The following is a 24,489-nucleotide window of genomic DNA, read 5'->3' on the forward strand; positions in this document are numbered from 1 at the left end:
GCGTTGCCGGTACTGAACTCCGGCTTTCTGAGCACTCCCGCTTATTACACGGCTCTACCCGCCACTACAGGGGTTTTCGCTCAGCGTGGTTTTCCTGTCAGCCCAGGTGTTAACGCTTTGGTGAAAGGTGCTATAAGCGCACAGTGCACTCATTCATCGGAATGCGCTGGCTCCTATAAACGCTCAACAACACCCTTCCCAAAACGCCCCACAGATTACGCACTGTGGGCTGCGTGGTTGGCACCCCTAATTACTTTTCAGCATGTCCACGTTTGCGCCTACAGTCGTTAGCGCTTCAATTGGCAGGAACACCTTGCTTGATTCATTTGAATTAGCAGCAAGCGCCTGAGCCACTTCCAGACGTTTTAATTCCAGCAATTCTTTGGTGACACCTTCACCAACAATCAGGTTTTCATCACGAACAGCTTTGGCCTTGGTAATGCGCACCTGGTAATCAGCTTCTGCCAGTAAGCGTTCGTTTTCTTTTTTGGTCATTTCGATTTCTGCCTGTGCCTGCTCTTTCGCTATTGCAAGGCGGCGCTCTTCAGCTTGCTCGATGGCCTGAGTGACTACATTGGGGTATTGAATATTGCCGACTGCTACGTCAGAGATTTCTAGCGGTGTATTTGCCAGTGCCGGAATGAGCGCTTTACTGATCTCACCGGACAGGCGGGCGTAATTTTTATGAACTTCATCAACGTTATATTTACTGACGATTTCACGGGTCTTGTTCTGCACAGCCATACGGCCATAGACGCCATAAACATCATTGAAAACTATGCGATCATCAGAGCCGGCCAAAATGTCATTAAACATGGCATTAATAACCGCCTCGCTACCGTCGATTCGCCCACGGAATCGCACCTCAACATGTAGTGTTAATTTATCCTGCAGAATAACTTTCACGTTTTCGGTGTAAGTGCCGGTTTGCGTCTCAATAAGCACAAGATTCTCACGCATGCCTTCCCAGTACTTGCCTGCTTCCAGTACTTCCGGCTGGTAGCCTGACGACGTTAAAAACTTACCTTTGTGAGCAGGCGGCACCGTAACAGGCGCGCAGGCGCTGACAGTTAGTAAAACCAATACAACGCTAATTAATTTCTTCATTTCTCAAATCCTGTGATTGTTGTTTCAGTTGTTTAAATTTATTGGCTTGGTGAGCCTGGAAACTAACCTGCTCCACCGTCTGCTTCTCACTTTCAACTGGCGCCGTGACAAACCGCGATGATGCGTTTTTGCTCGTCAGATTCACCGGCACTAAGAAAATCATCAGCCCCATCAAGCCAGCGGGCGCGAGGAACATCTTTTTCTTAGTTCCAACCCACTTCCACACACCCCATACTGCGGCTAGGAAGGCGACGAACTGGAGCGCGTCAAAGTAGTAAAAATTCACACATCACCTCGTTGTTATTATTCAAAAACACTCTGATGCAGATGGCTGGTTACCGGTCCAGCGCCCCGCTATGGGCAGATACACTGATAGAACACGACATTAAAATTCGGCGTTTCATCTGCTCAGAATGTTCTTAGTTCCCGCTATGTCGCCACCGTCGCGGTATTCGGCTAATGAGGGTGAAAACACACAAAACCCTGGCTTGTTCTTTGATGTTGCCCGCTGTCCAACTGCAAAGCGCGGTAAGGACTCCCCGCTTTTCGGTACACCGGCATCGTGCAGAACCACACACGTTCAGGGCTTACACCCTGCTTCCAGGAATATGCTTTTAAAAAATGCCAGCTGACTCTCTGGTCTGGTTTTACCGGCAATCCTCTGAACCACCTGTTTTTACCGGGTCAGACTCCCGCTTATGGCTTTACTGGACGGTTAAGCCTTAATTCTGTAATTGCTTTAAGTCACCGATGATTGACTGAAATAAATCATCGATGGTCGGATCTAAAATTTTGCCGAGGAAGTTGAGCGCATAAACCTTGTCGTCAAAGTTCACGACTTCGCCTTTGCTCAATTTATGCTGCACACGCAGAAGCGCATCGTTCAGTGAGCCTGCCAGTTTGGGGTCGTCCAGCTTATTCACCGCTTCGCGTTGTTTTTTCGTTGGCTCACTAAACACCGGTGACTCTTCTTTCTTTTTCGTTACCTTCGGAGCTGCCTTTGAAACCTTCGGAGCTTCTGGCTTAGTGTTCGCAGGTAATTCAGAACCGCCGGCCAGTTTCCAGTCTCGCGAATCAGGCACTTTCACAATCAGGCCGTCATCGCGCATTCTGTTCAGATGCTTGCCAAGCTCAGTCTTGCTGCTGATGTCATAAGCGTTCAGGCTCTTCGCAATGGTTTCGCGGGAAACACTCTCGCTAAGCCTGAATAAGTCCAGAATTTCGGAATCGTTGAACATCAGTTAAATCCTCTTGCTACCGGATAGCTGTATCCCTTTCGAAGCGGATACGTCGTACCGAAATTAGTTTGAACAGCCAGCACCAACAGCACCGCCCTTAATTCAGCCCACATGGCTGCCACTTTGATAAAGAGAAAGCAGAACCGGCATCAGCATGAAAATGGCAATTGAGAAGCCTGCCACTAATGATGCAAATGACTTGGTTTTGTCACTGACTTTGCCCCACTGCTCTCTGTAATAAACTGATAACGCTGTATCGGTATGACGTTGGTTCATGCTGCTCTCCTTTGCGGCTGGGGTGCCGGCTGTGTTTTGCGTTTGGGAAATGGGATTACTTTGCTCATGGATTGCTCTCCCCGTTGTTGGGTCACCCCGCTGTCTGTACACTGAAATCGGACAAAACCAGATAACAAACAACGGAGTGAAAATGGAATCGTCTGACAAAGACTTTCTCGAAAAAGCAGGTGACAAACTCGCATCAATCCTCCCCTCCATGCTTAAGCAGGCGATTAAAACAAGAGACGCACTTAAACTTGGCGAGATCGAGCTGGCGTTTAACCGCGAAGTAAATGCCCTGCTCGCTGCCGTTCGGCAGGCTCAGCAAGACGGGATTAAGATGAATAATCAGGTTGTTGAGCTTGAGCGCGAGATTGAATCCCTTAGAGAGCAACTTAAACGCAAAAAGCCATACGCGTTGGTGCAACCGGCTCCGGGATTCTTTTGCTTTATTGATAGTGAATTCACTGGCCTTTATGAGGACGCTCGAAAACTTTGTTGCGATTGCTTCGAGAGTGGTACTTATTCCACGCTTCAGCAGGATCGTTACAAAGACCCGGAAACCAACGGCGTAGTCTTTGACCTGATTTGCAACTCGTGCAAGACGCAGCACAGAAGAATTAATTACGTTGCGAAGGGTGATGGCTTTGCATGAACGACGAGATAAAGGAATATGCTTCACGATTCTTCCCCCACTTGCCCGAAGAACTGATCAGTGATTTTGTTTACCCGCTGCTTGCCGATTCTTGTTACCCCGTCACGGATGAACCCGCTTTCAGTAAGTGGCGAGCTATAGTTGCCCCCTTCACTATCAGCGAATTCCGCGAATTCAGATGGAGAAAATGTTTCGTTGCTTATGGCGATCTTCGCATGCACCCGATCACGCAGAACGACATCGACATTGTTGTCGTGTGCCACACGCCAGATGTTGGGACAGTGATGAGCTGGAGTCGCGAGTTCGTGATCGATAACGTCATGAGAACGAAATTTCAGGTAGAGTGTATTGAGTCCACAGGTAACGTTTATGCATCTATCGCAGCAGCGGTCACGCCAGAAGGCTTCGTTAAAGTCTTTGATGGTATTCATCGACTCGCTGCTCTGCGCCTCCTGCAAATGCCGGTGAGTTTCAAAATCCCCGTATGGATAGGCAGCCCCGCCTAACATCATGTTCAGGCGAAATGGGAATACGAAGTGATAGCTGGATGTATCGCGTCCGTATGGGTCTGCTGGGATTTCGAAATATCGGCTCATGCCGCCTTGTCCTGTTCTGCGAAACTACTATTAACAAATCCGGCACTCTGATACTTCTGAAGCGGAATGCTCCGGCAAGGCTTTGTACCAACCTCGCCAGAGCTATTTCCCGAAGCGTTGCATAGGCGCTTCACTTTTCGTGGTAGCTGCGTGACTTGCCGGGTTACTCCACCGCCTGTAGACTGAAATCCGTCAAGAACAGCCAGCAGGCAGCGGAGTGAAAAATGGAAACCATAAGCATTTCTGGCGATGCGAACCGCATTGCCCATAAGGAACAAAACCTCATTCGTCTTAACTACCGGCGAGTAAACAAGAGAGCTGAAGAACTGCTTAAAAATGAATACTGTATTCATAGTGAACCTACCAACCCTTTCTCGTTTGAAGGAGGAAGTACAATCCGGCTAACTTGGACTTTGGGAAGTAATCAGTATTAGATATCTCTGTAGCCAATCCCGGAGTGCCTTTTTGGCTGAAAACCAAATAAATGCCGATACCATCATCACTTGCAGCTTTCTTAATCTGGCCGATGATCTGGTTCACCTTGGCATCTGGCTCCAGAGATGGGAATAATGCTGTTTTATTAGCGACCGTTACGGTTTTCCGCGCACGCTGAAGGTCAAGTTCGTATAACTCACCGGATAACTTAGCCAGAAATGCGGGAGAAGCGCCTGGCTTAACACCGACGCAATTAACGCCAAAAGCACTCCACAATGTGTAGTTATCAATCGCCCCTGTGTACGAAGTGATTACCTGGCTTTTGTTTGAATTGCGTTTCGTGAATACAGCAACAACCTCATGGTCGAACTTGGCTGCTTCATGAAAGAGGTTCTTGCACAGTAAGCCCACTTCTCCAGCCGGGTTTATCAAGCCATCAGTCAGCGTAATCGCGTTAGCCTTCTCAGCATTATCAATCATCGGCTGAATGAGCTTTCTTTCCTGACGCCATGCGAGTTTTTTAACGGTAAACGACAGACCCGTTGCGCGGATAAGCTTTGCCAGTGTTCTCATGCGGCTTTGTCCTGCTCGGAGAAATGCCCGTAGGTAGTTAGCTTCATGAGTTTTGAAAACGGCATCCTCAACCAGCTCTACAGGTATGCCGTTCTTCTTAACAATATCCCCTGCTTTTAATGTGAAGATCTTCATGCGGCTTTACCCTGTTCTAATTCTTATTCTGGCCTTTTGAGGCCCTCAATATGCCCTTTAAAGCCATGGTTGTAGGAGATATCTCCCCTAAGAGCTTTTGCAGCCCTTCATTAAAAATGACCTGTCCGGCTTCTTCGAAACTGATATTTCTATCTTCAGCAACTCGGCTAATAATTTGGCGTTCCTCTTCTGAGAGGGTTATCGTTTCTTGCATTTCTTAGCCCCTGAATAGTCTGGGTTTAGAACCTCTTTGGGCTCTTCTTATTGCGCTTGCGCTGAAGTAAGCTTGCTGCAAGTTTTAACCACAGACTCTTCTAGACCACGCATGAAAATATCTCTAACGATCACAGCCTTTTGTCCGCCAGTTGTTTTTACCAGCGCTTCAAGAAGCTCATTGACGTCATCATCCAACCTGACCTTCACTTCGTTCTTCTTCACTTTCCTTGGGTCTGCGTACATTAATAAAATCTCCTTATTAACTGGCTTGTTTGTATTCTTTTGGCGGATAAATATCAGGGCGAAGCTCATAACGAGGAACTCCAGTGAGCTTTTCCAGCTCAAGAACTCTGTTTACAGGCACTTGCGTCCTAAACCACAGGTACACTGCTTGCTTGGATATGTTGAAGTGTTTTGCAATTTCAGCGGTATTCATTTCCCACCCTTAGATAAAGCTAAGCTTTATAAAGTATCGCTTTATTCAAAACATCAGTCAAGTTCTTTATGATTAAAGAAATACTTTACAGGCGAAGATTGATGAGCGAAGAGCTTGCCAAGAGAATAGATAAAGCAATTGCTGAGTCTGGATTAAGCAAGGCAGAAATTGCCAGAAAGCTTGATGTAACACCTCAGGCGGTAAATGGCTGGGTAAAGAAAGGAAAGATTACAAAAGAGTATTTGGCAGAGCTCTCCGGCTTGATAGGTACTACACCTAACAAACTACTGTTCGGTTACGAAAGCCCTGGAATGGAAATTGGAGAAGGAAAAGGAGAGCCCTATCTATTTTTAAGCCAGATACAGAAAGACAAAATCGAAAGAATAGCCCAAGAAACTGGGGAAACTTTTCAGGAGGCGACACAGCGACTTTTTAACTTGGCGTCTCAACATTTGAGTAATATGGCCGATCATTTAAGCAGTGATTCTTCTGAATATATCGGCCACATTGACGCATGGGATAGCAATACTCCGCTGGATGAGGATGAAGTTGAATTGCCTTATTTTATGGATGTTGAGTTAGCGGCAGGAATTGGCGCTGATGCAGTAACGGAATCAAACGGCCCTAAGCTTAGATTTTCAAAGTCCACACTGAGACGATGCGGCGTTGACGAGAGTTCGGCAGCTTGCGTTAAGGTATCGGGTAACAGCATGGAACCTCGGCTTTATGATGGTGACGTTGTGGGCGTCAACACGGCTGACACGTCGATAATAGATGGTAAAACTTACGCCATAAATCATGACGGCCTGCTACGTGTGAAGAGACTTTACCGGCTACCCGGTGGTGGCGTTCGTGTTAACTCAATGAACTCTTCAGAATATCCCGACGAAACCTACTCTTCCTATGACACGGCTCGCATCAAGGTGATTGGGCGAGTTTTCTGGCATTCGAGTATTTGGTAATAATTAAAGGATTGACGTGATCTATTTTCTTTCATTTACTATAATTAACCTATAGGTTAACATCTTGCGCCTTTTCCTACTTGAAGAGAAAAATTGGTCGGTCCTTTCTGCATCAACAAAAACTGATGAGAACTTGATTATTGATTACATATGCAACTGTAATGATAGCGCTGCAGCCGGTCTCTTCGCGATGTTTAGGCGGTTTGCAGAGCTTGGCCATGCTGGCTTTAACAGCAGTCAACTGCATGAGGTTGATAAAAGTGAAAGTATTTATCAGTTAAGTAAAGGTAGGCATCGTATACTTTTTTTTAATATGAATGGTAGAGCAATATTATTATCCTGTCCTCATATTAAGAAAGGCGCAAAAGTTGATAGCTCTGAAGTAAAAAAAGCTATCAAAATGAAGAAAGAGTACGAGCATGCTCTGCAAAGGAATACTGTGGAAGTTGTCAGGGGGTAAACATGAATTTTAAAGAGATTAGAGAAAAACTTCTATCAACTTGGAGTGGTAAAGCAGAAAATGCGAAGATGGATTTCGCATTTCAAATGACTGATCTGATGAAAGCAAAGTGCATCAGCAACAAAACGCTCGCTGACAAATTAAAAACTTCAGCTGCGTATATAACAAAAGTATTAAGGGGAGATCAAAACCTCTCAATTGAAAGCATTTACAAGATTGCAGACGCATTAGACGCAGACGTACATTTAAAGATGGTCGATAAGCACAGTCAAAGCCTGCACACCCTGAATGCAAGAACTGGACAATGGATCGAATCGATTTCAAATCAAAAAAGTCATGTTTCTAGAAACATAAACTTACGCCATAAAGGGCGTGTAATAGACATTCGCGAATTCGCTTGCAATGGCGATAGAAAATATGCGTAAAATTGAATACGTAAATAGCTACTTCCCTACCCTTTCGGTCAAGGCAAATGACATCGAACAGTCGGAACTAATTGCAGAGCGCGAGCTTGATGTCAGAGCGCAAATCAGAAAGTCTACGGAAGAAAATTGCTATATAGTACTGGTTGACGTTGAAGAAACCTCTGAAGAAGCACCTTACCAATTTCAAATTTTAGCCGTAGGAACATTTGAAGTTAGATATGAAGATGATGCGAAATCTGAGGTTCCAGAGGCGCAGGAAGTAGCATTCAATGGAGCGCAAATATTATATGGTCAAATAAGAGAGCAATTAGCTGTGATGACCAGCCGCAGCGTTTATGGAACATTGTTTTTACCTGCATATTATTTTTCAAATGAAAATTTTATTGCAGGCCAAGAGTTAGATGAATAAATATAGTTGATAGTCTCAAGGTTTGAGATAAAGGCGAAGAAAAGGAACACTCTTATTATACTATCATTCAACTTGTAGCCTTTTCCAAAAGTTAATACTTAGCAACCAAACCGCCTACATGGCGGTTTTTTTGCGCCACAAAAATAAAGTAAAACTTTACTTGACTAGTAATTAAAGCAGTGCTTTAATTTAAGTATAAAGCAAAACTTTATAAGGCGCAAATAGATGGCTGACATAATCCCATTTAAATTCGACAGAAATGAGATCCGCACGGTTCAGATAGGTGATGAGCCTATGTTTGTTGCAAGGGATGTTGCTGATATTCTCGGCTACTCCAATTCTCGCAAAGCAATTAGTGATCATTGCAAGGGGGTAACAAAATGTTACATCCCCACTTCAAGCGGCAAACAAAATGTTTCTCTGATTCCTGAGCGAGATGTTTACCGCTTAATCATGCGATCAAAAATGCCTGAGGCTGAGAAGTTCGAAGAATGGGTTGTATCTGAAGTTCTTCCGTCCATCCGTAAAACAGGGGCTTATAAAGGCACCCAGCCTCAAGTGCCTCAAACTCTACCTGAAGCGCTGCGCTTAGCTGCCGATCTCGCTGAAAAGCTGGAATCTGCCAAACCCAAGATTCAGTTTGCAGACGCTGTGAACGACTCGATTAACTGCGTGACCTTCCAGGACTATGCGAAAGCTGTTGGTACAGGCCAGAACAGACTTTTTAAAACTCTCCGCGAACACGGTTTTCTTCAGATTAGAGATGGGCAGCGAAATAAGCCATACCAGCAATATGTAGATCAAGGTTTATTCAAGCTCGTCGAGGGAACTTACAGGTGAAGTTCAAACCTATTTCAGGACGGTAATTACCCCCAAGGGCCAGATCTACATTCAGCAACGATTTTTCAGTGAGAGTGCAGCTTAATGAAGAGGCCCTCAAAAGTCCCGAACTCTAGTTTTTAAAATCACAACCGGAGCAACCCCATGATCAACATATTCCTGAAGAAAGGCCGCACAGCGCAGGCAAACGGCCAGACCTACACAGACACAGATTGTATCTGTACCGGGTTAAGTGAATCAGAAGCGCGGGCAATTTTAGGTGATGCAGTGGAATCGGTAATTGATGACCGTCAATTTCACCCGCAAGCCCATGCGCACCGGTTCAGCGGATATAAACATTTAAAGAAGGAAGCAGCTTAATTGCAGCAAAACAAGCTGGCTAAAGAGAAGAATTGTTAGAACCGGCCCCCGAAAGGGCCATAACCAACCAGCTGGCGAAAGTTTGGCGACCGAACCAGCTGATCAACCTCAAGGATATTACGTGATGAAAATATTCAAGACAAGTACACCGGGTTTATTTAGCCTGGTTCTGGAAGATAAGCAGGGTTATGACTCTGGCAGTATCTTCGATTCTGTGAGCTTTATCGGTACCAACGTAACGGTTTCGTACAAGGGCTTACTTGGTCCTACCATCGAATGCAATTCACATGAGAACGCTATACAGCTTCACAACGCGATTACTGCGCTCTCCATTCCATGCACCCTTAAACATTGCACTTTCATCACGCCAGCCACGGACGGCACTCCCGCTGATGAGATTGGGGAGAAGGCGGCATGAGTGACAAACTTAAAACTTACTTCGATGCCGTCAGTAGCAGAAAGGCAGCCGAGAAATGGTCGGCAATGGCGAAAAACGGTGGCGGCAGAAACGGCGACTCATTTTCGATGAGCACCGCTCACTCGTTAGTGAAGTTAACGCGTTGTGGCCAGTATGACACTGGCGGAAAGAATTACTGGGAGACTAGTAAAGAGTTCAATGACGCGATCGTGCAATGGATTAAAGAAAACCTCGAAGATGTGCAAGCAGGAGCAATCGAAATTTTGAAGCAAAAGGAAGATGCCGCGCTTCGTAATTGCCAGTCCTTTTTAGATGAAATGCAGCAAAAGGTAAATGAAGTTAAGCGGAGGGATTCTAAGTGATTTCAAAACTGTTCGTCCACAAAACTGCCAGCGCAGCCAATAAGTGGTGCCGCACAGCTAACTCTTTCAACTTCGTTCAATTCACTGTCGTTCCTGTCGCTTCCGGCTGGATCGTGACTACTGCTAAAAAGGAGCAGGCAAATGGATAATCAAAATTTAGCGCCGATTGATATGTTTCGCCGCGACCTGCAAAAAGAAGGTTCGCGTTTAAAGGCCAGCTTGCCTGCTCACCTCCCCCTGGAGCGCTTTCAGCGTGCGGCCATGATTGCCGTTGAAAACAACATGGAACTGCTTAGTTGTGATCCGCAAAGCCTGATGACTTCATTAAGCCGCTGCGCCCAGGATGGTCTCGTTCCTGACAACCGCGAAGCTGCGATGGTTATCTTCAACACCAAAAGCGGTAATAACTGGGTGAAGAAAGCCCAGTACATGCCAATGGTTGACGGTGTGTTAAAGCGTGCACGCCAGTCGGGTGAAATCAGCACCATCACGGCTCGGGCCGTCTACGAAAACGATGTGTTTGACTACTGGATTGACGAGGACGGAGAGCACGTTCAGTTCCGCCCTAACCTGCATGGTGATCGCGGCGCCTTCAAACTGGTGTTTGCAATGGCAAAAACCAAGTCTGGCGAATTGATTGTTGAGCCTATGTCGAAAGACGAAGTTGAAAAGGTTCGCATGTCATCGAAGAACCCGGATAAAGGGCCGTGGAAAGACTGGTATGAGCGCATGGCCTGCAAGTCAGTTCTGCATCGCCTGTCACGACGCCTGCCTAACAGTAGCGAAATCATGGAAATGCTGAAGCACGACCATGAAGGATACACCTTTAACGACCGCGAAATGAAGGACGTCAATTCAACACCTTCACGCGATATCTACACCATGGACAGTTTTACTGCTGAGCGTAACAAACTGGCCTCAATGATTGATTCAGGGCGCCAGACAGCACAAAGCATTATTGCCATGAAGTCGAGCAAATACGACATCCCTGAAGATGTACGTTCCGAAATCCTTTCTCTCGAAGCGGAGACACAAGCATGAAAATCCATTCAGACATTATCCAGGGCAGCGACACCTGGCACGAACTGCGTGCAAGCGTAGACGGTACAGCAAGTGAAGCCGCAGCGATGCTCGGCCTGTCAAAGTACATGAGCCGTAGCGAACTGTTACGCCAGAAAGCAACCGGCGAAGTGGAAGAAGTGACACCGGCTAAGCAAAAGATTTTCGCTCGCGGACATGAAGTTGAAGAACTGGCCCGCCCAATTGCTGAAGCGCATATCGGCGAAGAACTTTATCCGGCGACTATCACCAATGAAATCGAAGGTCTGAATCTACTGGCATCGATGGACGGCATGACCATGATGGGCGATGTGGGTTTTGAGCACAAAATGACTAATGCTGAGTTAATGGCGCTGGTTAATGAAGGAACGGTACCCGACACCCACTGGCCGCAGCTGGAGCAACAGATGATGGTTTCTCAGGTAGAGAAAATTCTGTTCGTGGTGTCCGATGGCACCGAAGAAAACCGCGCACAGTGCTGGTATGAATCGGTACCCGCCCGCCGCAAGCAGGTAATCGAAGGCTGGAAACAATTTAAAGCCGACCTTGAAAACTACGTACCTGAAGCAAAAGCCGAAGTGGTTGAAGCAGAGCCGGTGCGCGAACTGCCGGCCATCCGATATGAAATGAACGGCCTGGCCCTGTCGTCAAACCTTGAAGCCTACAAACAGGCGGCAACGGATTTAGTGGAAGCATCCAAAGCCCCGCTTGAATCAGACCAGGACTTTGCCAACGCCGAAGCCCGTCAGAAGATTTTCACCAAAGCAGAAAAGGCTTGTGAAGAGATTTGCGAAAAAGCATTGGGCGAAGTGGCTTCTATTGATGAATTCGTCAAAGACGTTCGTTTTATCAAAGAGCAAATGCGTCAGGCCCGACTTGCGGAATCTAAACAGATTAAGGCCCGCAAGGATGAGATTCGCGGGGAAATTCTACACTGGGCGCAGACTGAGCTGCAAAGCGCCATTGCCCACGCGAACGCCAAAATCGGCGCAGAAATTCCAGCGTTGAAAGTGGATATTGCTGGCGAAATGAAAGGTAAGAAAACCCGCGAAAGCCTGAAAGACGCAGCAATGACTGAGCTGGCAAACGCCAAGATGAAGATTGCTGAATTCAAGGGCATCGCGGCTGATAACAAAGTCACTCTGAATGAACATGACGAATATAGATTCCTCTTCAACGACTGGGCACAAATTGCCTTTAAAGCTCCGGATGATTTTAAAGCCCTGGTCACTGCCCGTATCGCTGAATACGAACAGCAGAAAGCCGCGGAACTGGAAGCAGAACGCTCCCGCATCCGTGCTGAAGAAGAAGCAAAGGCAATGCGTGAAGCCGAAGAAAAAGCCCGTCAGGAACAAGCGCAACGTGATGCAGAGCTTAAAGCACAACGTGAAGCTGAACTGAAAGCCGAAGCAGAACGCGCCCAATCCAACCCAGCAACCGCCGACATGGCAGAGCAAGCAGCACGGGAAGACGAAGATGAAAAACCGGAAACGCAAACAGCGAAGGCAGCGGAACCAGTGGCTATTTCACATAGCGGTTCAAAAGCAACCGCACCGCGCAAATTAGCCCTTATGGAAGTTAACGCCGTGGTGAACTTCATCGCATGGGCAAAAGTGGAAGACAAGTCCATCGCAGACACGCTGGACAACCTTTATTCGCAGTATTTAGAACAACGTGAGGCGGTATAACTAACCGCTATGCTGATCAGATAGAACACGAACAAAACTATTTAGGAAACGAAGCATGTCACAACAAAAGCAAACTGATGTAGATGAGTTCGTAAGCGAACTTGAAGCAGGCATTTTCAAAGATCGTCTTGCAATGATGCTCACTGAAACGGCCTTGGGCGCAGTCATGTTTAACCGTAAAGGTAAGGTGTCAATTGAGTTTGATATCTCCCGCGTTAACGAATCAGGTCAGGTGATGATCAACAGCACCTTAAAGCATAAGAAACCCACTAAGCGGGGTGAAGCAACAGAATCAGTTATCAGTCAGACGCCTATGTGGGTTGGCCGTGGTGGAGTTATTACCATCGATCAGCCGAAAGAAGATGTTCACGGACAGTTTTCACTGGTCCATACCAAGTAATTACAGGAGAAAATCACGATGTCTATGGATAAATCAGCTATCGAACAAATCCAGGCTTCTGAGGCGCTGGTCATCGCCAACAATGAACTTGCAAAACAATCAGTCCCGGGGCTGCTTATCAGCAACGATAATCAGGGGCTTGTCGATCTTGAACGTTTCATGCCAGTAAAACGACATTTCTCACTCGGTTTTTCAACTCGCATTATCGAAGAATTTGAGCGCTACATTCTGGAAAACGCTAACGCTGACAGCGGAATATTCATTAATGATGAGCGCCTTACCGCACAATGTATTATCGACCTGGGAGCCGCCGACAAACCGTTGCATAAAATGCATACCAGCGAACTTACCTTAAAACGCACCGCATGCTTCAGCGCTATGAAACGCATTGATGGTACACGCATCGCTCAAAAGGATGCCGCGGAGTTTATCGAAGACTGGAAAGAAGAAATTCACAGCATCACAACACAGTCGGGCGAAGCAATGACACTTGGTCAGGCAGCTGCCGCGATGCGAAACGTCACCATTGAACAGGCTCGTGAAGTTAATTCAAAAGTTGATGATTTCGGCTATCAGGCAAGTGCTCAGGAGCGTCTGGAAGCTAAGAACAAAGACAAGCTACCAGCTTTTCTCACTTTCGCTGTTGTCCCCTATCACGGCTTAAAACTACGCCACATTGTTTTTCGTTTAGGTATTTCCACGAGTTCAGACACGCCGGCAATCTCTTTCAAAATGATGGGTGCAGAAGCACTTGAAGAAGAATTGGCGCGGGAGTTCAAAGAATTACTCGAGCTGGGCCTGAAAGATTCAGCAGCAACCATCTATATCGGAACAATTTAATTTGTGAGCCCCTTCGGGGGCTAAGGAATAGTGATGAATTTTAACTTGGTAGAAATCCCCACCCCGGATCAAGCAGAAGAAAAGTTCGCCACGGCAGCAGACGGCATTGAGCTGTGCCGAAAGCTTAAGCCAGTGCTTGAAATTATAGGTCTTTATCCAGCTTTGACAGGCGGGGTTTTATACAAAGATGGTCGCCGCAAAGATATTGATATTGTCATTTACCGGAACCGTCAAGAGGTCCGTAGTTTTGAACTGAATGATAAAAATGTTGAGCTAGCCCTGAATGCCGCAGGCGTAGAAATCACAGAGTACTTTGGTTTCGTGACGAAAGCGAAATGGAATGGCTTCACTGTAGATATTTTCAATCCCGAGACAGTCGTTGATATGGGTGAGGGATACGGAGAATAAGGCGCATGAAAATCACAATGCCTAAAGCCTGCATCAGTTGTAACCACTTTACTGGTACTGGTTATAAAGCTGACAGCATAAACCCTATGCGCGATCAATTTGGTGGCCGAATTTCCAGAAGTCAGTTCGGAAGTTGCTCTGCTCACTGCAAAGATGTTTTCGCCACTGAAATCTGTGGTTCATTCGAGCATGACGAACTCATTGCTGTCGTTGAAGTCGAGAACCGGGCAGAACCGATGCAGCCGCATCAGGAAATGATGGGGTTTTAAATATGAACAGACAACAGCAAATAGCAGAACACATGCTGAAAACCGGTAACTGGTACACCGCCGGCTCACTGGCTGCAGAATTCGGCATCACCAGCCATGCAGCAACCGGCTACCTGTACAACCTTCGTCAAGCGAAGCGATATGAAACAGAGGAAACACCACTGCCAGGCAGAAAAGTTCGTGTTGTAGCTATAGCAGGAAGAAAGCGCTCATCGTCAGCTCTGTGGAACCTGGCTCTGGGAGTAAAGGCAGCATGACCAAAATGATGAAACTGGCTATTTACATGCTTGAAAATAAGCGCTGGTTTTCTGTTGAAAGCTTAGCAAATGAACTTGAAGAAACGCGAAGTGATATTTCCAACCGCCTGAATAATATCAAGCGCACCCGCAAAGACATTAAGGTGAAGGAGCGTTTTGAATCACCCAAACTATTTAAAGTAGCTTCCATACGTGGTTATGGGGAAAAGAAAGCAGGTAAGGCTAACAGAGTCACTGTGCCGCCAATCGACGTAAAGCCAATTTTGGCAGCCGCAAACGTCACGCTTCCCGATAAAGCACAGGAACGTTTATCCGCCATGCTGGCAGTGGATTACCAGTCACATCAAATAGCGAATGGCCTGGGTATCAGGTTAAGCATAGCCCGCAAAATCCGGACTGTGCACTTGGAGCAACAGCAGGAACTGGAGGGTGTGGCGTGAGTGATACAGCAACAATAAACGGAAGCTCTCCGGCTATGCCGTTGAGTGATGACGAAATGTCAGTGATGTTATGCCAGGACGGTATCAGTCCGAATGGTCTGACAAAGCGTGAGTATTTTGCGGGATTGGCTCTTCAGGCGCTTACTTCCAACTCGGCTGCATCTGGAACAAGCGTTGAATTTGCACAGGCCGCTGTAATTTGCGCTGACGCACTACTGAAGGAGCTGGCCAAGTGAACGATTTAATAAACCAGCAGCGTGAGCGTATTGCGGAGTTGGAAGAACAGCTTAAAACGGCCACAGCATCATGGAATTATGAAGCTGGAGAGTGCGCCAAAGCTGAGCAACGCGCCGAATCCGCAGAGCAGCGGGTGAAGGAGTTGGAGAATCTTAACAACAGGCTTGAAAAAGCTCTAGCTATTACTGCTGATGAATTATTTTTGTCTATATCTCAGGTTAAAGAGGCAAAAAAGGCGATTGGTAAGATTGAAGTAGAGTGTGTTGACGTGCTATTTGATTTTTCGGCCATGAGGTGTCAGAGAGGACTTAAACTTCCTTTTGACGAGCAACCACAAGAGATTAAAGGGGCTATTAACTTATTTGAACAACTCCGCGCAAAGTTGGGAGGTGAGTGATGAAAAGACTAACTAAAGAGCAAGCGGTAATCATAAGCGCGTATACCGGTATTCTTCATGGCCCTGTAATGTCAGAACTTCATGAGTATATTGAGACTAAACTGGGCAGGCCGGTTATGACTCACGAAATCCCTTCAGTTCTTGAGCAGGTGAAAAATTTAGCAAAAAAGGATTTTCTTGATATCTGCTACAAGGAGCCTAACCAATGAACAAACAACAATACTACGAAGAGGCCACCAGAGGGCAAAGACAATGAGCATATTTAGCGAATTATCAGAGCGAAATATGAAGTGCGAATTATGCGGAAGCGCCACAGTTTCTTTGCCAGGTGGCGGTTGGGACAATGACCGTATCTACTGCTCAAATAGAGACTGCACTGCGGAGTATGTTTTCCCTACTACCACGGATGTTGAGGACAAAGACAATGATTAACCTGATAAAACTTTGGTGGTTTTCGCTAACAAATAAAAGCATCAACTCCCCAACTTTGGAGCAGTCCATTTCTCATTATGTGGATGATGAATTTGTTTCTCATGAGGACAAAGATAATGAGTAGCAGGAAAATTCGCGCAGCACTTGAGAAGAAGGGGTACGAAGTTAAATCCATCGAATATGTGAGAAACGACCCTACTCCCTCGGGATATGCGCGTGGTTATGACTTAGAACTCGAATGGTCAGAAGCTATTGAAGACACCGTTTTTGACACGAACCCAGACCTCGAATTCAGCCAATTCATGCAATTCGATGATGCAGACAGCGCTTTAGAGTGGGCTAGTGAATTGCCGGACATAAGAGAACAAAGACAATGAGTGAAATTAAATCAATACCATTTAACAGTTTTTGTGGGCCAGCCATAACCCGCTCAGAAATGCCGGTAACGTTTCGTTTAGCAAAATACCCAAACGGAGAAACATTCATCCAGGCCGGCTACCTCGTTAACGAAGGATTTAAAAACTGGATCGAATGGCAAAAGATGGATTTTGTCGATGTTGATGAGAATGGCCGCGCAGAGGGTGACTACTTGGAGAAAGGCGATGCTTAAGAAAATATCCGACCAGATTAGACAGGCATTTGCTCTCATCGTAGTTATGGCGGCATTAGGCGTAATGATTAAATACCATTATGACGCTTCTCAGTGTGATGGTGTAGCTGTCATGGGTGTTGTGTGGGTCGAATGTATGGAGAAAGGCGATGCGTGAAATTAAGTTCAGAGTTTGGAATAAAAAACTGAACCGCTTTGCGCCGGACTCTTGCAGCATTAATCTGCAAGGCGATGATGAGGGCGTATGGTTCGATACGTTTACCGGTAACTTTGATGTCGAGTTCTGGCCGATGGAAGATTGTGAGTTGCTGCAATTCACCGGCCTGAAAGATAAAGACGGCGTTGAGATTTATGAGGGGGATGTATTGCGATATGTGTGGAAGTCAAAGATAGAAACCATAACCAGAGAGGTCTTATTTATTGATGGGTGCTTCGCTGTAAAAGAGAGTGATAATTGCGACCATGCCCTTTGCGGAATATGCTCTGATGAAAACCATAAAGGCTCTCACGTTGGATTTGTGATCGGCAATATTTATGAAAACCCTGATTTATTGGAGGCAGCATAATGTTAGCACTTGAAGTTCACAAAAGTTTTTACGTTCACCGTGGCCCGTACCTTATGACGCGGGAACAAATGTTTCAGGTGCTGAATATCAGCCAACGTACATTCAACGAAATGACGGACCCGAAATCAGATAAGTACGATCCGGACTTTCCAAAACCGTGCAAGCTGTTTACCGGCAAAAAGTTGCGTTACTCATCCGTTGACGTAGACGCCTACATCCTGAAATTAAGTAATGCGTCTTGATGCTTCCTGAGCCGCTTCGCTCAACATTCTGCACCAAAGTTCGTATGCTTCCCGCTGGTCGTCTATCCAATCATGTTTGTTGTAGACGGCCATTATCCCGCCCAGCTCATGCCCGAGCATCTTTTCAGTAACATGGGGTAAAATCCCCTGCTCTGATAATCTGGTTGAAATCGTCCTGCGGAAATCGTGCGGGGTAAATGGCGGGATCTCGTCCGTATCCATCATGTTCGCACGTAAGCGCCGGATAAACCTATTCAGCGAGTAAGTTGTCATGCAGGTACCGCGATGCTGACCCGGTATCAGATACCCGCCATAGCCATAGGCATCGTCTAACTCTGAAATAATAGCAGCAGCTTTATCAGGGATTGGCCGGCGCAATTCCTTGCCTGTCTTACTCCGGTCAGCCGGTAGCGTCCAGAGCCGTCTTTCCAAATCGAATTCACGGCGATCAGCTTCCCGTATTTCTGAGTTTCTGGCACCGAAAATAAGCAACAGCTTTACGCATGACTTTATTGCCGGTGTTGCTTTGGAGCGTTGAACCAGAGACCAGAGCAACCCCACTTCATGCATCTGCAGATTACGCTGTCCCTGCTTACTTCTTTCCCCTACAGATGAAAGTGAAATGTCCAGCGCTTCAGAGCCGGTGATCATCGAGCGTTCTTTGCACCACCTCAGCATTGTCTTAAGGGACTTCAACACAGTGCCGGCATTAACGGCTGATGTTTTATCAGTGATCCTGTCAAAGAAATTCACCCACTGATCACGCCGCGCTGTCTGGACATCGCAGCCAAAGAACTTGCGGGTAAAATAAATCTTTGCGTGCGAGTTGTATAAAATCTGCGTGTTATCCCTGAGGCCGGATACTTTTTTGCTTAGCCATTCAGTTGCACATTCATCGATGTAAACAGGCTGTTGTTTATCACGGTTACTCTTGGGATCTTCCCCGTCTATCAGATTACGGGTAAACCCCGTCACCTTCTCGCGGGCATCAACAAGATTAATGGCCGGGTATGTGCCGAAGGTAAGGCGCTGCTGCTTCCCTTCATACCGGTAGCGGAATACCCAGCTGACTTTTCCATTCAGTCCGCAAGAGGCATAAAGCCCGTCACGATCAGGAACAAGTTTAGTGGATTTATTTTTCTTACCGTGCAATGCTTGCAGCTTAGATTCTGTAAGGGCCAAGGGCGATCATACCATTTCGACACAACGTGAAATAATTTCGCCACAGCTTAGACACAAATTCAAGATCTATCTGATGTTAAAAGATGGTATTTGTTATCGCTCAGAGTCGAAAAACAGGGTAGAAAAGGCTTAAAAATAGGGGTTGTAGCCGGAAAGATGATGAAAGAAAGCGAAAGTAATGCATTAACGATGCTATGGCACGATTACGAGACCTGGGGCGCTAACCCGCTCAAAGATACCCCTTCTCAATTTGCTGCCATCCGTACCGATGCAGAATTAAATGTTATTGGAAAGCCCGTTAATATCATGGCGCAAATTGCCAATGATGTGTTGCCCCACCCTCAGGCGTGCCTGATAACCGGCATCACACCACAGCAATCACTGCGTGACGGTATGATTGAGGCAGATTTCGCCAGACGTATCCATGAAGAAATGAGCCAGCCGAACACCTGCGTGGTTGGTTATAACAGTATTCGCTTTGATGATGAAGTCAGCCGCACCCTCTTTTATCGCAACTTTTATGACCCTTATGGCAGAGAGTGGCGAAACGGCAATTCCCGCTGGGATATTATTGATCTCGCCAGGGCCTGCTATGCCCTGCGTCCTGAGGGTATTAACTGGCCGGTGAGAGACGATGGTACACCGGTATTCAAATTAGAAGAACTGGCCAAAGCCAATGAACTGGAACATGGTCAGGCTCACGATGCACTTTCGGATGTCCGCGCTACTATCGCGCTGGCAAAATTAATACGGCTGCATCAGCCAAAACTTTATGACTATGCGTTTTCATTGCGCAGCAAACATGCCGTGTTAAAGCAGATTAATCTGCAGCAGCCTTCTGTGCTGTTGCATATTTCATCTAAAATTCCCGCCAGTCAGGGTTGTTGCACGTGGGTAATGCCAATCGCTATGCACCCCGTTAACAGTAACGCCATTATCGCCGTCGATTTGTCTCAGCCTGTTGAACCATTACTAAACGATGATGCGGATACTATTCGTGAAAAGCTGTACACACCGGCATCAGAGCTGGGGGATGAACCCCGTCCCGGCCTAAAGCTTATTCACATCAACCGGTCCCCTTTTGTCACAACGGCGAAAGCCATGACAGAAGAAAATGCTGAACGGCTGGGGCTGAACAGAGACCAGTGCCTGGAAAATTACAAACGGTTAGCGGCCAGCGATATCACACAAAAGCTGTCTGACGTGTATAACACGCCTCATGATGACGTTGATAATGACGCCGATCATTCCCTTTACAGTGGTGGATTTTTGTCAGATGAAGAGCGCCGCTGGTGTGAGCAGGTGCATGCCAGCGCACCGGAAGCGCTTGACCGGCTGGCATCACAAACACAGAACCAGACCTTAAAAACCCTGCTGTTCCGTTATCGTGCACGTAATTATCCTTACACGCTGAATGCTGATGAAATGCACCGCTGGCAGGCACACAGACAATACAGGCTGACTGATAAAGATTCGCCCGCCACGGTTACCCTCGAACTGTTTATGATGGAACTGGAAACGCTGGCGCATGAGCATCAGAACGATCCGAACAGACAAGCTATACTCAGGGCGCTATATCAATACGCTCAAAACCTTTGACCTCATCGCAACTGTCACTATAAAGTAGACTAAAGACGTAGTAGCAGTTTGCCGATATGGTATTGGCGTAGTCTCATGGAACAGAAGATGAAAGGTATTTCTTTCAGTTACAACAGCGATACTCAGTTTGTCACCCTTAGCTTACTTCCTGCCGAAATGGAAAAGGAAGCAGATCTGAGCACCATTAAATCTGAATTAGCCAGTGGTGCTTACAGCGATTTTTATCTGTCAGAAAAAGCCCTGAAATCAGCCTGTGACAAAGCAAACCTCTATCATAAAACCGGCGACAAGACACCGGTTACCGCAGACATTGCTGAATTGCGTCATGCAGAAGTCGACTTTGTTGTCAGTGAAGACAACATGCACGCCACTTTGCGGCTTACAGCTCCCTACGGCGGCAGAATGCCTAATGCCATCACTATCCGTAACCTCGCCTGGAAACAGCGCATACGCCGTGGCGTTGGCATGCGCCACATCAATATGCTATTGAAAGAAGCGGAAAAAGCAGAACCTGGCCAGGTGCTCAAGGCTGTAGTGGCCAAGGGGCTCCCTCCCAGAAATGGAAAGGGTTCAAGATTTATACCGCTGGTCCCGAATGCACTTGAGCGGGTCCTCAAGCCTCAGACCAGTGACGGCGAAAAAGCGGATCTCCGGAATCTTGGCGACGTCATTTGTGTGAAAACCGGCACACCGGTAGTGCGCAGAACAGCACCGACTCAAGGCCGTAAAGGCTATGACGTTAAAGACACGGTACTTTACCCCAAGCCCGGTGAATGGCTGGAATTTAAAATGGGTTCCGGTACCGCCGTCAGTAATGAAGATGAGAACATGCTGGTGGCGACGATTTCCGGGATGCCGAAATACCATGAACTCCGCATGAATATTGACGACACCTTTATCTGCAATGGTGTCAATGTGGGCAGCGGACATGTCACCTATGACGGTGCTGTTCTGGTGAATGGTGATGTTGCAGAGAAAATGAAAATCAAAGCAACCAAAGACATCACGATTAACGGCTTTGTTGAATCTGCAATCATTGAAGCCGGCGGCGATATCATCATCACTGAAGGTGCAATGGGTAAGGTTACCGATAACGCTGAAGGTTATGCATGCACGCTTATCGCAGGCGGCAGCATTCACGTTCAGCATGGCCAGGGGCTGGATATTATTGCCGGTAAGAATATTACCGTGGGCAGACAAATGGCCTACAGCCGCCTGAAGGCCGGTGGTTCTGTCACTATAGGAAACATATCCAAACCAATGGGTAATCTGTTTGCCTGCGAAATCGTCTGCGAAGACAAAGTTGAAGCCGGCACACTGGGCGCGATTTCAGGCAGTACGCTGAAAGTTGATTTTACTGCGGGGATGAGTGCATTGATGGAGCGTAAAGAAACCATTGATGAACTGCTACGTCAGTTACGGGAGAATAACTCCCGCCACAGAGAAAAGCTGGAGGTCATCTCCGGTCGTACCATCCATAAAGATTTAAAGCACAAAATAACCGAAGCAAAATCTCTTCTGAATAATGAAACAGCGTTATTAAACTGGCTGGAACTGAAAGCGTCGGAATTGAAGAAGCTGAAAACGCAATATGAAAACCGAATTCAGCTGAAGGCCAACAAACGAATTTACGCCGGCGTATCAGCCAAACTAAACAACCGTAACTGGCGCTCAGAACGGGAATACGAACGCTGCAAAATCCGCTATGAAGGTCATCAGTGGCACTATGAACCGGATACCTCCGGCTAAGCCTCTGCCGGCGTTACTCTGCCAGCGCCTACTCTGCTAACGCGACTACGTTGCCACCCTGACGACGGGAAGCACTGAGAGCTCTGTTAAGGTCATCGTTCCATTCGGAATAACGTTGCCCGCTCTGCAATTCAGCCACTCCGGTGATAAAAATGATTGTGGGATCTGCTTCCGCTTTCAGGCACTCAAGTAAACGGTTTGCCAGACTGTCACCTGCCGCAAGGGTCGTTTGTGGTGATAAAATCATAAACTTATCAGGCTCGCACCTTGCAGTAATATCCACATCTCTTACCGTGGTTAAACAAGCACTGGTGAGTCGTTTACATAAACTGTCTGTGTGTGCTCCGGCCCTGAGTTTATTGCCGTTTTCAGTAATTTCAATTGCAATCAGTGTGCAGGGGGTCTGGAAACGCAGATGCCTGGAGATCTCTTCTTCAGCCTTTTGCATAAAATAATTGCGGTTATATAAGCCGGTTACTTCATCCCGCGTGGATAAAAACTCCAGTGTCCGGTTCTTTTCGAGTAACGAGGACTGCAAGCTTTCAATTTCATCGTTTTTCTGGCTGATTTGGCGCTGGTAACTGCTAATTACCCGTTTTCGCCAGGCGGCTACAGCAACAAGTGCAATAGCGATAAACACGATACCGAGCACAAACCCATACCGGCTCTGTTTTACCTGACGAACAGCATTCCAGCGTTTATAAATATCAACTTTACGGGATTCAGGTATAGACGAAATCGCCTTATTCAGTAAAGGAACCAGTTCGGCATGATTTTTATTCACACCAAAGGAAAGCATATCAAAAGGCTCGGCAAAACCGACAATTTGCAGATCTGAAAAGTCGTGAGCGTTAATTGCAGAATAAACGCCCATCAGTGAACCCACCATCAAATCGATGTCACCTTTAGATAGCTTCTGTAACCCGCTCACCTCAGAATCAACATATTCCGTAAGCAAATCAGGATAGTAGCGGGCAAGGTATTCCGCATGCCTGAAACCGCTGACCACCCCGACGATACGATTGCCGACACCTTCAAACCCCTGAACCATAGGCGTACCATTACGGCCTACCAGTACGTTAGGTACTTCTATATACGGGGTAGTAAAGTTCAAAAAGTGGCTTCTTGAGGGGGTACGGTTGATCATTGTCGTCACCATACACGCGCCGGACTCTACGGCCGCAAGCGAATCCTGCCAGCTCTCCGTGGGGATGAGTTCGAACTTAAGATGAGAGAGCTTACTGATTACATCGAGATAATCTGCGGATATCCCTATATGTTTGCCGTTACGCATGGCTTCATAAGGCATCCAGTCCGGGTCGATACAGTAGGTTACGACCTGTTCTCCGGCAGCATAGGCCACCGGCAATTTGCCGGCTAAAGCGGCCAGCGCAAGACACAGGAATAAATACCGTTTTGGCAAACAAACAACCTCGGGGAAAAGAAAAACTACCGGTGGCAAACTCACTGAACGCCAACGGGTACAGGTTAACGACTTATTCTTAATAAGGAAAGTGCCGGAACAAAGATCATAGTATCTCCCGGCATATACAAGTGATGCAACGGTTGCGCCGGACCGACATGCTTAACGGACTGAGCAGATAAAGTGGAGAAGTTTCATGAGTAATAAAAAAAGGCCTTCATCGGGAAGGCCTCAATCGTAGTGGTAAACTGCTTACGCGCGACGACGGCGCACCATCATGCCACCGAATGCCAGAGCAAACAGTGCCAGCACTGAAGGTTCAGACAGACTTACTGAGTTAACAACCATTACGTCATCTTCAAATGCTTCTAACTGATAATCGCCGGCAAAGAAGATAGCTACGTAATTACTATTTGTAGAAAATGCATCGTAAAAAACGCTGTAGTACCAGGGGAAATCATCCTCTGCATCTACGTATAAAAATTCAACGCCCGCGAAGATGTTATCTACATCGATAACAGCTTCGAAATCGTTCATAACCGGGTTCCAGCCGTCTGCCAGAGGGATATAGAAATCAACCAGGTTAAACGCCAGGCCATCATAAGTGCTGATTGCACCCATGCCTGAATTGATCAGGCTGTTATCCAGTTCGAGGTCATAAGAGATAATTTCAAGACCACCAACATATACAGACTGAGAGATAATTGCAGCCTGACTTTGCGCTGCAAACATCATTGAACAACAAGCCAGAACGGCTGCGCTAAAGAGTGCTTTTAGTTTTTTCATGT

At 46.7% G+C, this 24,489-nt stretch carries 40 protein-coding genes; 28 read left to right on the top strand and 12 right to left on the bottom strand.

Going from position 1 to position 24,489, the window contains the following annotated elements:
- Positions 1 to 246 precede the first annotated feature (246 nt).
- The 4 genes from AC4PME_RS10045 to AC4PME_RS10060 all read right to left on the bottom strand — a co-directional run bounded on the left by AC4PME_RS10045 (position 247) and on the right by AC4PME_RS10060 (position 2,621).
- Positions 247 to 1,107 (bottom strand): SPFH domain-containing protein, encoded by an 861-nt coding sequence (locus tag AC4PME_RS10045; protein ID WP_491045476.1) that lies wholly within the window; start codon positions 1,105 to 1,107, stop codon positions 247 to 249.
- The gene (locus AC4PME_RS10050; protein ID WP_491045477.1) at positions 1,091 to 1,393 is read right to left on the bottom strand and encodes a hypothetical protein; all 303 of its coding nucleotides are present in this window, start codon (positions 1,391 to 1,393) and stop codon (positions 1,091 to 1,093) included. The genes AC4PME_RS10045 and AC4PME_RS10050 overlap by 17 nt, the downstream gene beginning before the upstream one ends.
- Before the next feature lie 436 nt (positions 1,394 to 1,829).
- A complete protein-coding gene (locus AC4PME_RS10055; protein WP_491045478.1) occupies positions 1,830 to 2,345 on the bottom strand; it encodes a hypothetical protein in 516 nt (171 codons plus the stop codon).
- A gap of 102 nt (positions 2,346 to 2,447) precedes the next feature.
- Positions 2,448 to 2,621: a hypothetical protein gene (locus tag AC4PME_RS10060; RefSeq protein WP_491045479.1), complete on the bottom strand. Its 174-nt coding sequence runs from the start codon at positions 2,619 to 2,621 to the stop codon at positions 2,448 to 2,450.
- Between the two features lie 151 nt (positions 2,622 to 2,772).
- On the opposite strand from AC4PME_RS10060, the gene AC4PME_RS10065 reads away from it, so the two are divergent.
- On the top strand, positions 2,773 to 3,276 hold the full coding sequence (locus tag AC4PME_RS10065; protein WP_491045480.1) for a hypothetical protein: 504 nt from the start codon (positions 2,773 to 2,775) through the stop codon (positions 3,274 to 3,276).
- Positions 3,273 to 3,782: a hypothetical protein gene (locus AC4PME_RS10070; protein ID WP_491045481.1), complete on the top strand. Its 510-nt coding sequence runs from the start codon at positions 3,273 to 3,275 to the stop codon at positions 3,780 to 3,782. Before AC4PME_RS10065 ends, AC4PME_RS10070 begins: the two co-directional genes overlap by 4 nt.
- A gap of 86 nt (positions 3,783 to 3,868) precedes the next feature.
- Here the strand turns inward: AC4PME_RS10070 and AC4PME_RS10075 are convergent, their stop codons facing one another.
- From AC4PME_RS10075 to AC4PME_RS10095, 5 genes are read right to left on the bottom strand one after another with little or no spacing between them, the layout of a single operon-like run.
- On the bottom strand, positions 3,869 to 4,225 hold the full coding sequence (locus AC4PME_RS10075) for a hypothetical protein (protein ID WP_491045482.1): 357 nt from the start codon (positions 4,223 to 4,225) through the stop codon (positions 3,869 to 3,871).
- 7 nt (positions 4,226 to 4,232) lie between these two features.
- Complete coding sequence (locus AC4PME_RS10080) at positions 4,233 to 5,015, bottom strand: hypothetical protein (RefSeq protein WP_491045483.1); 783 nt, start codon at positions 5,013 to 5,015, stop codon at positions 4,233 to 4,235.
- Positions 5,016 to 5,031: 16 nt separating this feature from the next.
- Entirely contained in the window at positions 5,032 to 5,229 is a 198-nt protein-coding gene (locus AC4PME_RS10085) for a hypothetical protein (RefSeq protein WP_491045484.1), read from the bottom strand.
- Between the two features lie 47 nt (positions 5,230 to 5,276).
- Positions 5,277 to 5,543, bottom strand: coding sequence for a hypothetical protein (locus tag AC4PME_RS10090; protein ID WP_491045565.1), 267 nt, complete (start codon positions 5,541 to 5,543; stop codon positions 5,277 to 5,279).
- The gene (locus AC4PME_RS10095; protein ID WP_491045485.1) at positions 5,491 to 5,667 is read right to left on the bottom strand and encodes a transcriptional regulator; all 177 of its coding nucleotides are present in this window, start codon (positions 5,665 to 5,667) and stop codon (positions 5,491 to 5,493) included. Before AC4PME_RS10095 ends, AC4PME_RS10090 begins: the two co-directional genes overlap by 53 nt.
- Before the next feature lie 101 nt (positions 5,668 to 5,768).
- Between AC4PME_RS10095 and AC4PME_RS10100 the strand changes: the two genes are divergently transcribed.
- The 24 genes from AC4PME_RS10100 (at position 5,769) to AC4PME_RS10215 (ending at position 17,748) form a co-directional block, all read left to right on the top strand.
- Complete coding sequence (locus tag AC4PME_RS10100) at positions 5,769 to 6,629, top strand: S24 family peptidase (protein ID WP_491045486.1); 861 nt, start codon at positions 5,769 to 5,771, stop codon at positions 6,627 to 6,629.
- Positions 6,630 to 6,693: 64 nt separating this feature from the next.
- Positions 6,694 to 7,089 (top strand): hypothetical protein, encoded by a 396-nt coding sequence (locus AC4PME_RS10105; protein ID WP_491045487.1) that lies wholly within the window; start codon positions 6,694 to 6,696, stop codon positions 7,087 to 7,089.
- Between the two features lie 2 nt (positions 7,090 to 7,091).
- Positions 7,092 to 7,514, top strand: a complete 423-nt coding sequence (locus AC4PME_RS10110) for a helix-turn-helix domain-containing protein (protein WP_491045488.1) — start codon at positions 7,092 to 7,094, stop codon at positions 7,512 to 7,514.
- The gene (locus tag AC4PME_RS10115; RefSeq protein WP_491045489.1) at positions 7,507 to 7,923 is read left to right on the top strand and encodes a hypothetical protein; all 417 of its coding nucleotides are present in this window, start codon (positions 7,507 to 7,509) and stop codon (positions 7,921 to 7,923) included. The genes AC4PME_RS10110 and AC4PME_RS10115 overlap by 8 nt, the downstream gene beginning before the upstream one ends.
- A 225-nt stretch (positions 7,924 to 8,148) precedes the next feature.
- Positions 8,149 to 8,763, top strand: coding sequence for a BRO family protein (locus AC4PME_RS10120; protein WP_491045490.1), 615 nt, complete (start codon positions 8,149 to 8,151; stop codon positions 8,761 to 8,763).
- A 144-nt stretch (positions 8,764 to 8,907) separates the two neighbouring features.
- Entirely contained in the window at positions 8,908 to 9,123 is a 216-nt protein-coding gene (locus AC4PME_RS10125; RefSeq protein ID WP_491045491.1) for a hypothetical protein, read from the top strand.
- A 124-nt stretch (positions 9,124 to 9,247) separates the two neighbouring features.
- Complete coding sequence (locus AC4PME_RS10130) at positions 9,248 to 9,541, top strand: hypothetical protein (protein ID WP_491045492.1); 294 nt, start codon at positions 9,248 to 9,250, stop codon at positions 9,539 to 9,541.
- Positions 9,538 to 9,903 carry a hypothetical protein gene (locus tag AC4PME_RS10135; RefSeq protein ID WP_491045493.1) on the top strand — a complete coding sequence of 122 codons (366 nt, stop codon included), beginning with the start codon at positions 9,538 to 9,540 and terminating at the stop codon, positions 9,901 to 9,903. The genes AC4PME_RS10130 and AC4PME_RS10135 overlap by 4 nt, the downstream gene beginning before the upstream one ends.
- Positions 9,904 to 10,044: 141 nt before the next feature.
- A complete protein-coding gene (locus AC4PME_RS10140; RefSeq protein WP_491045494.1) occupies positions 10,045 to 10,944 on the top strand; it encodes a recombinase RecT in 900 nt (299 codons plus the stop codon).
- A complete protein-coding gene (locus AC4PME_RS10145; RefSeq protein ID WP_491045495.1) occupies positions 10,941 to 12,650 on the top strand; it encodes a YqaJ viral recombinase family protein in 1,710 nt (569 codons plus the stop codon). The genes AC4PME_RS10140 and AC4PME_RS10145 overlap by 4 nt, the downstream gene beginning before the upstream one ends.
- Before the next feature lie 55 nt (positions 12,651 to 12,705).
- Complete coding sequence (locus tag AC4PME_RS10150; RefSeq protein WP_491045496.1) at positions 12,706 to 13,050, top strand: YfdP family phage-associated protein; 345 nt, start codon at positions 12,706 to 12,708, stop codon at positions 13,048 to 13,050.
- An 18-nt stretch (positions 13,051 to 13,068) separates the two neighbouring features.
- Positions 13,069 to 13,890: a DUF2303 family protein gene (locus AC4PME_RS10155; protein WP_491045497.1), complete on the top strand. Its 822-nt coding sequence runs from the start codon at positions 13,069 to 13,071 to the stop codon at positions 13,888 to 13,890.
- Between the two features lie 33 nt (positions 13,891 to 13,923).
- A complete protein-coding gene (locus tag AC4PME_RS10160; protein ID WP_491045498.1) occupies positions 13,924 to 14,298 on the top strand; it encodes a hypothetical protein in 375 nt (124 codons plus the stop codon).
- A gap of 5 nt (positions 14,299 to 14,303) precedes the next feature.
- Positions 14,304 to 14,567 carry a hypothetical protein gene (locus AC4PME_RS10165; RefSeq protein ID WP_491045499.1) on the top strand — a complete coding sequence of 88 codons (264 nt, stop codon included), beginning with the start codon at positions 14,304 to 14,306 and terminating at the stop codon, positions 14,565 to 14,567.
- 2 nt (positions 14,568 to 14,569) lie between these two features.
- Complete coding sequence (locus tag AC4PME_RS10170; RefSeq protein WP_491045500.1) at positions 14,570 to 14,824, top strand: hypothetical protein; 255 nt, start codon at positions 14,570 to 14,572, stop codon at positions 14,822 to 14,824.
- The gene (locus AC4PME_RS10175; RefSeq protein ID WP_491045501.1) at positions 14,821 to 15,264 is read left to right on the top strand and encodes a hypothetical protein; all 444 of its coding nucleotides are present in this window, start codon (positions 14,821 to 14,823) and stop codon (positions 15,262 to 15,264) included. Before AC4PME_RS10170 ends, AC4PME_RS10175 begins: the two co-directional genes overlap by 4 nt.
- On the top strand, positions 15,261 to 15,500 hold the full coding sequence (locus AC4PME_RS10180) for a hypothetical protein (RefSeq protein WP_491045502.1): 240 nt from the start codon (positions 15,261 to 15,263) through the stop codon (positions 15,498 to 15,500). The genes AC4PME_RS10175 and AC4PME_RS10180 overlap by 4 nt, the downstream gene beginning before the upstream one ends.
- On the top strand, positions 15,497 to 15,898 hold the full coding sequence (locus tag AC4PME_RS10185) for a hypothetical protein (protein WP_491045503.1): 402 nt from the start codon (positions 15,497 to 15,499) through the stop codon (positions 15,896 to 15,898). Before AC4PME_RS10180 ends, AC4PME_RS10185 begins: the two co-directional genes overlap by 4 nt.
- A complete protein-coding gene (locus AC4PME_RS10190) occupies positions 15,898 to 16,107 on the top strand; it encodes a DUF7736 domain-containing protein (RefSeq protein WP_491045504.1) in 210 nt (69 codons plus the stop codon). The genes AC4PME_RS10185 and AC4PME_RS10190 overlap by 1 nt, the downstream gene beginning before the upstream one ends.
- A 339-nt stretch (positions 16,108 to 16,446) precedes the next feature.
- The gene (locus tag AC4PME_RS10195; protein ID WP_491045505.1) at positions 16,447 to 16,707 is read left to right on the top strand and encodes a hypothetical protein; all 261 of its coding nucleotides are present in this window, start codon (positions 16,447 to 16,449) and stop codon (positions 16,705 to 16,707) included.
- Positions 16,704 to 16,940 carry a hypothetical protein gene (locus AC4PME_RS10200; protein ID WP_491045506.1) on the top strand — a complete coding sequence of 79 codons (237 nt, stop codon included), beginning with the start codon at positions 16,704 to 16,706 and terminating at the stop codon, positions 16,938 to 16,940. The genes AC4PME_RS10195 and AC4PME_RS10200 overlap by 4 nt, the downstream gene beginning before the upstream one ends.
- Positions 16,933 to 17,097, top strand: a complete 165-nt coding sequence (locus tag AC4PME_RS10205; protein WP_491045507.1) for a hypothetical protein — start codon at positions 16,933 to 16,935, stop codon at positions 17,095 to 17,097. The genes AC4PME_RS10200 and AC4PME_RS10205 overlap by 8 nt, the downstream gene beginning before the upstream one ends.
- Positions 17,090 to 17,506, top strand: a complete 417-nt coding sequence (locus AC4PME_RS10210; RefSeq protein ID WP_491045508.1) for a YopX family protein — start codon at positions 17,090 to 17,092, stop codon at positions 17,504 to 17,506. The genes AC4PME_RS10205 and AC4PME_RS10210 overlap by 8 nt, the downstream gene beginning before the upstream one ends.
- Entirely contained in the window at positions 17,506 to 17,748 is a 243-nt protein-coding gene (locus tag AC4PME_RS10215) for a hypothetical protein (protein ID WP_491045509.1), read from the top strand. Before AC4PME_RS10210 ends, AC4PME_RS10215 begins: the two co-directional genes overlap by 1 nt.
- Here the strand turns inward: AC4PME_RS10215 and AC4PME_RS10220 are convergent.
- Positions 17,731 to 18,930 (bottom strand): tyrosine-type recombinase/integrase, encoded by a 1,200-nt coding sequence (locus AC4PME_RS10220; protein WP_491045510.1) that lies wholly within the window; start codon positions 18,928 to 18,930, stop codon positions 17,731 to 17,733. The genes AC4PME_RS10215 and AC4PME_RS10220 overlap by 18 nt on opposite strands.
- Positions 18,931 to 19,089: 159 nt before the next feature.
- Here AC4PME_RS10220 and sbcB point away from each other — a divergent pair, with 159 nt between their 5' ends.
- Both sbcB and AC4PME_RS10230 read left to right on the top strand, forming a co-directional pair.
- Complete coding sequence (sbcB, locus tag AC4PME_RS10225; protein WP_491045511.1) at positions 19,090 to 20,529, top strand: exodeoxyribonuclease I; 1,440 nt, start codon at positions 19,090 to 19,092, stop codon at positions 20,527 to 20,529.
- Positions 20,530 to 20,616: 87 nt separating this feature from the next.
- The gene (locus AC4PME_RS10230; protein ID WP_119501557.1) at positions 20,617 to 22,278 is read left to right on the top strand and encodes a flagellar assembly protein A; all 1,662 of its coding nucleotides are present in this window, start codon (positions 20,617 to 20,619) and stop codon (positions 22,276 to 22,278) included.
- Positions 22,279 to 22,306: 28 nt separating this feature from the next.
- On the opposite strand, the gene AC4PME_RS10235 is transcribed toward AC4PME_RS10230, so the two are convergent.
- Both AC4PME_RS10235 and AC4PME_RS10240 read right to left on the bottom strand, forming a co-directional pair.
- Positions 22,307 to 23,701, bottom strand: a complete 1,395-nt coding sequence (locus AC4PME_RS10235) for a transporter substrate-binding domain-containing protein (protein ID WP_491045512.1) — start codon at positions 23,699 to 23,701, stop codon at positions 22,307 to 22,309.
- 252 nt (positions 23,702 to 23,953) lie between these two features.
- Positions 23,954 to 24,487: a PEP-CTERM sorting domain-containing protein gene (locus AC4PME_RS10240; RefSeq protein WP_119501559.1), complete on the bottom strand. Its 534-nt coding sequence runs from the start codon at positions 24,485 to 24,487 to the stop codon at positions 23,954 to 23,956.
- Positions 24,488 to 24,489: the final 2 nt, after the last annotated feature.

It is taken from the genome of Alteromonas sp. (genome assembly GCF_984505615.1).